Source organism: Sphingomonas sp. TDK1, from assembly GCF_001650735.1.
Lineage (GTDB): Bacteria > Pseudomonadota > Alphaproteobacteria > Sphingomonadales > Sphingomonadaceae > Sphingomonas.
Genome location: NZ_LXVY01000002.1, coordinates 171,842 through 178,029 on the forward strand (window position 1 = coordinate 171,842; position 6,188 = coordinate 178,029).

General features: G+C 63.8%; 11 protein-coding genes. 5 read left to right on the forward strand and 6 right to left on the reverse strand.

Translation table 11 applies throughout. The features are described from left to right. Nucleotides 1-80: 80 nt before the first annotated feature. From A7X12_RS02095 to A7X12_RS02120, 6 genes are all read right to left on the reverse strand, one after another. Complete coding sequence (locus A7X12_RS02095) at nt 81-284, reverse strand: hypothetical protein (RefSeq protein ID WP_064309988.1); 204 nt, start codon at nt 282-284, stop codon at nt 81-83. Between the two features lie 36 nt (nt 285-320). Then, nucleotides 321-872: a F0F1 ATP synthase subunit B family protein gene (locus A7X12_RS02100; protein ID WP_064309989.1), complete on the reverse strand. Its 552-nt coding sequence runs from the start codon at nt 870-872 to the stop codon at nt 321-323. Beyond that, a complete protein-coding gene (locus A7X12_RS02105) occupies nt 865-1,359 on the reverse strand; it encodes a F0F1 ATP synthase subunit B family protein (protein WP_064309990.1) in 495 nt (164 codons plus the stop codon). Before A7X12_RS02105 ends, A7X12_RS02100 begins: the two co-directional genes overlap by 8 nt. 22 nt (nt 1,360-1,381) lie before the next feature. Next, nucleotides 1,382-1,594 carry a F0F1 ATP synthase subunit C gene (locus A7X12_RS02110; RefSeq protein WP_010544368.1) on the reverse strand — a complete coding sequence of 71 codons (213 nt, stop codon included), beginning with the start codon at nt 1,592-1,594 and terminating at the stop codon, nt 1,382-1,384. A gap of 69 nt (nt 1,595-1,663) precedes the next feature. Next, nucleotides 1,664-2,422: a F0F1 ATP synthase subunit A gene (locus tag A7X12_RS02115; protein WP_198161826.1), complete on the reverse strand. Its 759-nt coding sequence runs from the start codon at nt 2,420-2,422 to the stop codon at nt 1,664-1,666. Between the two features lie 20 nt (nt 2,423-2,442). Further along, a complete protein-coding gene (locus A7X12_RS02120; protein WP_443029285.1) occupies nt 2,443-2,736 on the reverse strand; it encodes an AtpZ/AtpI family protein in 294 nt (97 codons plus the stop codon). Nucleotides 2,737-3,023: 287 nt separating this feature from the next. Here A7X12_RS02120 and A7X12_RS02125 point away from each other — a divergent pair, with 287 nt between their 5' ends. The 5 genes from A7X12_RS02125 to A7X12_RS02145 all read left to right on the forward strand — a co-directional run. Next, nucleotides 3,024-3,641 carry a JAB domain-containing protein gene (locus A7X12_RS02125; RefSeq protein ID WP_064309992.1) on the forward strand — a complete coding sequence of 206 codons (618 nt, stop codon included), beginning with the start codon at nt 3,024-3,026 and terminating at the stop codon, nt 3,639-3,641. Between the two features lie 117 nt (nt 3,642-3,758). Further along, a complete protein-coding gene (locus tag A7X12_RS02130) occupies nt 3,759-5,012 on the forward strand; it encodes a tyrosine-type recombinase/integrase (RefSeq protein WP_064309993.1) in 1,254 nt (417 codons plus the stop codon). Continuing rightward, the gene (locus A7X12_RS24910) at nt 5,009-5,422 is read left to right on the forward strand and encodes a thermonuclease family protein (protein ID WP_084444963.1); all 414 of its coding nucleotides are present in this window, start codon (nt 5,009-5,011) and stop codon (nt 5,420-5,422) included. Before A7X12_RS02130 ends, A7X12_RS24910 begins: the two co-directional genes overlap by 4 nt. Nucleotides 5,423-5,465: 43 nt before the next feature. Then, nucleotides 5,466-5,837 carry a type II toxin-antitoxin system RelE/ParE family toxin gene (locus A7X12_RS02140; protein WP_064309995.1) on the forward strand — a complete coding sequence of 124 codons (372 nt, stop codon included), beginning with the start codon at nt 5,466-5,468 and terminating at the stop codon, nt 5,835-5,837. Then, on the forward strand, nt 5,837-6,188 hold a 352-nt coding region (locus A7X12_RS02145; protein ID WP_084444965.1), incomplete at its 3' end, for an XRE family transcriptional regulator. The genes A7X12_RS02140 and A7X12_RS02145, both read left to right, overlap by 1 nt.

A 6,188-nucleotide genomic window follows, 5' to 3' on the forward strand; every position in this document is an offset into this window, starting at 1 on the left:
ACCTCGCCGCCGTGCTTCCTCCCCCTCCGTCAGGCTGCGCCTGCCACCTCCCCCTGGCGGGGGAGGATACGGTTACCGCGCTACTGAGTACCCGCCTCGTTCTCCAGCTGGTCCACCTGCGCCTCGATCCGTCGCATCGTCGCGTCCGCCCGCGCCCTCACATCGGTCGCGCGCGCGTGATCGTCGGCCGCGTGGCGCACTGCCACCACCGCCACAAACGCAGCGAGCGCCAGTGCCACCAGGGCACCGGCGCTCAGCCAGCGATAGGATTTATGTTCCGCCATCCCCGTCCCATAGCATGGGCGGCGTGGCAGGCCAGCTCAGTTGAGCCGGCCCAGCCCGGCGATGGTCTTGTCGACCAGCGCCTTGTCGGCTTCGGCACCATGCTTCTCCGCGATCACCGCCGTGGCGGCCGTCGTGGCGGCATCGGCTGCCTTGGCGCGGATCGACTGGATCGCGCTGCGCTCGGCGGCCGCGATCTTGTCTTCGGCCATGCGGGTGCGGCGGGCGATCAGGTCGGCTGCATCGGCCTCGGCCTTCGCCTGCATCGCAGCTGCCTCGGCCTGCGCGTTGGCGACGACGGCCTTTGCATCGGCATCGGCGGACGCGGTGCGGGCCTTCGCCTCGGCGAGCAACGCCTCGGCTTCGCTCCGCAGCTTCGACGCTTCGTCGAGCTGGGTGCGGATCTTGGAAATCTGCTTGTCGAGCATGGCGCCGATCATGCTCGGCACCTTGTTGACGAGGATGATCACCACCACGACCAGCATGGACAGCGCCACGAAGCCCGGCGCAGTGATGCCGAACACCGCCGGCTCATGATGGAGTTCCACGGTACCGACCTCGGCGTTCAGGGAATGAGCTTGTTCAGCCATGGGCAAGCGCCGCCTTCACCTTCTGTTCGACGCTGGCGCGGTCAACGGCAACGCCGGAGACGCGTGCGACGATCGCTTCGACGGCCTCGACAGTCGCCGCTTCGATCTCGACGATTGCCGCCCGTTCACGCTCGGCGATGGTGCGGGTGGCGTCGGCCAGCCGCGCATCGTCGGCCGCGGTGGCGGCCTTGAGCTTGGCTTCGGCAGCGGCGGAAGCCTGTGCCTTGGCGCCGGCGGTCACCCGCAGCGCCTCGGCACGGGCGGCTTCCAGCCCCGCCTGATAGGCCTCGTCGGCAGCGCGCGCAGAGTCGCGTGCGGCCTCGGCCGCAGCGAGGTCCCCGGCGATGCGGGCGGAGCGATCTTCCATCGTCCGCTCGATCTTCGGGACCATCGCCTTGCCGATCCCGAAATAGATCAGGGCGAATACGATCGCGAGCCAGAAGAGCTGCGAGGCGTAGATTTCACCGATCTGGGATAGCTGCGGCATGGGCCGAGGCCTCCGTTCTTGCTTACTTGACGACGAAGAGGATCAGGATCGCGACGACGAACGCGATCAGGCCCAGCAGTTCCGACGCGGCGAAACCGATGAACAGGCGGCCCTGCTGGCCGTCAGCCGCACCCGGGTTGCGCAGCGCGCCCTCGAGGAACGAACCGAACACGTTGCCCACGCCGAGCGCGGCGAGGCCGATACCGATCGCAGCCAGGCCGGCACCGATGTACATTGCACCCAGATCAGTCATTTCTAGCTCCCTAGATAATTCGGTAAAAACGGTAATTCGAAACGGAACGACTTAGTGCAGGTGCACCGCGTCGTGGAGATACAGCGAGGTCAGCAGCGCGAACACATAGGCCTGGATCGCGCAGACCAGCAGCTCGAGCGCGCTGACGCCGACGATCATGGCGAAGCTGAGCACGCCGACCACGCCGCCCAGCGGCGTTCCGCTGCTCAGCCCCTGGACGACGAAGCTGCCAAACACTTCCAGCAGAATGTGCCCTGCGGTCATCGCGACGAACAGTCGCAAGCCCAGCGAGAAGGGGCGGACCAGGAACGAGACGAGCTCGACTGGAATGATCACCGGCATCAGCCAACCCGGCGCGCCGTGCGGCACGAACAGCGAGAAGAACTTGAAGCCGTGCTTGATCAGGCCGACCGCGAGGACGATGCCGAACGAGAAGAAGGCGAGCACCGCGGTGACGGTGATGTGGCTGGTGACCGCGAAGGTGTGCAGCCCCGGCAGGATCGCCAGCGGCAGCACGCCGACCAGATTGGCGAACAGGATGAAGAAGAACAGCGAGAAGATGTACGGCGCGAACTTCTTGCCGCCCTTGCCGATGTTGACGTTGACCATCGAGTCGATGAACCCGACCGCCCCTTCCACCATCAGCTGCCACTTGCCCGGGATCAGCTTGCGCTGCATGCCGCCCACCATGAAGATGAACAGCAGCGCGGCGACCACGAACATGAACAGCGCCGAGTTGGTGAAGGAGATGTCATAGCCGAACAGGTCGATATGCCGGCCCAGTACGGGCTCGACCTTGAACTGCTCCATCGGATCGATTTTGCCGGCGCTCACTCTGCGCGCTCCTTCGAAATCTTGTAGATGTTGCGAAACGCCACGATCACGCTGAGCACCAGCAGGATCAAGAGGCCCCAGGGGCTCGTTCCCAGCCAGCGATCGAGCGCGAAACCGATCACCCCGCCGCCCAGCGGTGCGCCGATCAGTTCGGCGAGCACCCGCGAGCCCTGCTTATAGCCCTTTTCGGGCTTGCGCACCTGCTCCGCATCCGCACGCACCGCCGCCTTCGCATCGGCGATGCGACGGTCGAGGTCGGAACGGATAGGGTCGTCAGACAAAGCGAGCACGGCGATCCAGATATGAAAAAGCCGCCGCGCATCGGGCGGGCGACATACAGCACCGCAAGCCGATGGCCGCGATGTACGGGCGCTTTAGGAAGACCAATCGACCGAGTCAACCGTTGCAAGATGCTGCGCTTCGTTGCCGCTTCGTCTCCATCAACAATGTTCGCGGGCGCGGAAATCCGCCGTTTATGTCTCCCGCGGTGCAGCGAAGGCAGTATGATCGCGCACCGGACGTCCCCCGCCGCGGTCATGGATTGCCGGAGTGCGCGCGCATCTGCATAGTCGCGCGAATGTCGATGGATTCTCCCGACAACAGCGGCCACCGCGCCCGGCTGCGCCAGCGCCTGTTCGAAGGCGGGCCGGATGCGTTGCTCGATCACGAACTCATCGAGTATCTGCTGGCCCTCACCATCCCGCGCAAGGATACCAAGCCGCTCGCCAAGACGCTGCTCCAGGAATTTGGTGGCCTGCCCGGATTGCTCGCCGCCGATCCCGAGGCGATGCTGCGGATCGACGGTGTGAAGGACACCCAGATCGCTGCACTGAAGGCCGTGCACGCGGCGGCACTGCGATTACTCCAGGCGCGGGTCCGCGAGAAGCCGGTCCTTGCCAACTGGCAGGCGCTGCTCGACTATCTCCGCGCCGACATGGCCCCCCACGCGATCGAACGGGTGCGCGTGCTTCACCTCAACACTCGCAACATGCTGATCCGCGACGAGCTGATGAACGAAGGCTCGATCGACGAGGCGCCGCTCTACGTCCGCCAGGTGATCGCCCGCGCGCTGCACCTGGGCTCGGCGGCGCTGATCCTGGTCCACAACCATCCCACTCTCTCAGATCGATCACACTGGATCACGCACAAGCACGCTGAATCACTAGGAAATTTGCATAATTTTGGTCTTGCGTAGTGGGGGCGGTTTTGGCAAATTGGGGGCGGTTTAAGGGGTAGGAAACGGCATTCCGCTCCCAGCAAACGATCCTCGTTTCTCCTTGACCGATCCCAGTTGCGGGACAGGAGAAACGTGATGCCAAGCCTGACCGATACCACGATCCGACATGCGTTGAAGCGCGTCGAAGCGAGCCAGAAACAAGAAAACCTTGCCGATGGCGAAGGGCGCGGGACAGGGCGGCTCGTCCTCGTCCTGAAGCCGATGCCTAAGCGCGTGACCGCCGATTGGATGGCGCAGCAATGGCGCGAAGGCAAGCGCACCAAGAAGAAGATCGGCGCCTATCCGTCCATGTCGCTCGCCGAAGCGCGCGAGATCTACAAACGCGACTACGCTGACGTCATCCAGAAGGGCCGGAGCATCAGGATCGCGACCGACACGCGGCCCGGTACTGTCGCCGACCTGTTCGAGGGCTATGTCGCCTCGCTCAAGACCGCAGGCAAGCCGTCGTGGAAAGAAACGGAAAAGGGCCTGAACAAGATCGCCGACACGCTTGGCCGCAATCGCCTCGCCCGCGAGATCGATCCCGAAGAGATCGTCGAAGTCATCCGACCGATCTACGACCGCGGAGCGAGGGCGATGGCCGATCATGTTCGCGGCTATATCCACGCAGCTTATGGCTGGGGCATGAAGTCGGACAATGACTATCGGAACACTTCACCGCGCCGCTTCCGAATTCCCTTCAACCCGGCCACGGGCATTCCGACCGAACCCAAGGTCCAAGGCACGCGCTGGCTCGACGAGGACGAGTTCGTGCGGCTTTATCGCTGGCTGGAAAGCCCCGACACGCCAATCCACCCGCCCTATACCCGCGCCGTTCGCATTCTCATGCTGACCGGCCAGCGAGTCCAGGAAATTGCTCGCCTCCACATCGACCAATGGGATGCCAGGGAGCGAATCATCGACTGGTCGAAGACCAAGAACCTTCAGCCGCACGCCGTTCCCGTGCCGTCGCTTGCCGCCGAATTGCTCGAATCCATCAACGTGAACGAATATGGCTGGTTCTTCCCCTCTGCGACTGACCCGTCGAAGCCTGTCAGCCATGGTACGCTTTACTCGTTCATGTGGCGCCAGCGCGATCGCGGCGTAATCCCCTATGTGACGAACCGCGATCTCCGTCGGACCTTCAAGACGCTCGCCGGCAAGGCCGGTGTCTCCAAGGAAATCCGTGATCGTCTCCAGAACCACGCGCTTCAGGACGTCAGCTCCAAGAACTACGACCGCTGGAACTACATGCCCGAGAAGCGCGCCGGCATGGCAAAGTGGGACAAGTCCGTCCGCGCGATGCTGACGAAGAAGAAAGGCGCCAGCGCCTTGAAGAAGGCAGCGTGAGCGGTCGGCTTCTCCTGCTGGCCGCCGCCGCTCTCTGCTACACCGCCCCGGCCCACGCAGATCCGTGCGAAGGCACTCTTCCCACGCGGGCGGGCGTCCAGTTCTCCGGCATCGTCCGATATGTGGGCGACGGCGACGGCCTCTGTGTCGGGCGAACGGCGGACCCCAATGAGTGGATTGAAGTCCGCCTCGTCGATTTCAATGCTCCGGAGCTACACACTCCCGGCGGTCCCGCAGCCAAGACGACGCTCGAACACCTGGCCCTGCAGCGCAAGGTCATATGCACATCCGAGCGCGGGCGCAGCGGCCGTGTCCGCTCCTTTGACCGCGTTATCGCACGCTGCCGCATCGGTGGCGCCAGTCTTGGCGACCTGCTGCGCCAGGCCGGCGTAGCCGAGGGCGGCAACTGATGCGATCCAGCTCACCATTGACTCCGCATAGCTTGGAGGCTATATGACTTGGAACGTCAGACTGCATGATGCCTTCGAGGCGGAGTTTCTGGCTTTCGAGCGCGAGGTCCAGACCGAATTGCTGGCGGTCGCGAAGCTGCTAGGCGAATACGGCCCGCAGCTCGGTCGGCCCTACGCCGACACGCTCAAAGGCTCGAAACACGCCAACATGAAGGAGATGCGTTTCTCGGCCGCCGATGGCGAATGGCGCGCTGCCTTCGCCTTCGATCCCGAACGGAAGGCCATCCTTCTCGTCGCGGGCGACAAATCGGGCGGCAGCCAGAAACGCTTCTACAAGCAGCTTATCACAAAGGCGGACAGCCGGTTTTCCGAGCATCTGGAAAACCTGAAAAGCGCAAAGAAGGGAAGATTGTAATGGGCGGGAGCCTAACCGAAGTTATCGCCTCGCTGCCCCAGGATCAGCAGGACCAAGTAGAAGCCCGCTATCAGGCGATGCGGCAGGAGGTTGAAGGTTTGCGGGAGCTGCGCCAGATCGCCGGCAAGGCACAGGAGGACATCGCCAACGCCCTGAACATCAAACAGCCGTCCGTCTCCAAGATCGAGAAGCAGGCCGACATGTATCTATCTACGTTGCGTAGCTACGTAGAGGCGGTCGGTGGCAAGCTAGAACTGATCGTGAAACTTCCCGGCGGCCCGGCCCTTCACCTGGACCATCTTGGCGACATCGCCGCGGTTTCACGTCCGGTAGAGGGAGCCACAAAGCTGG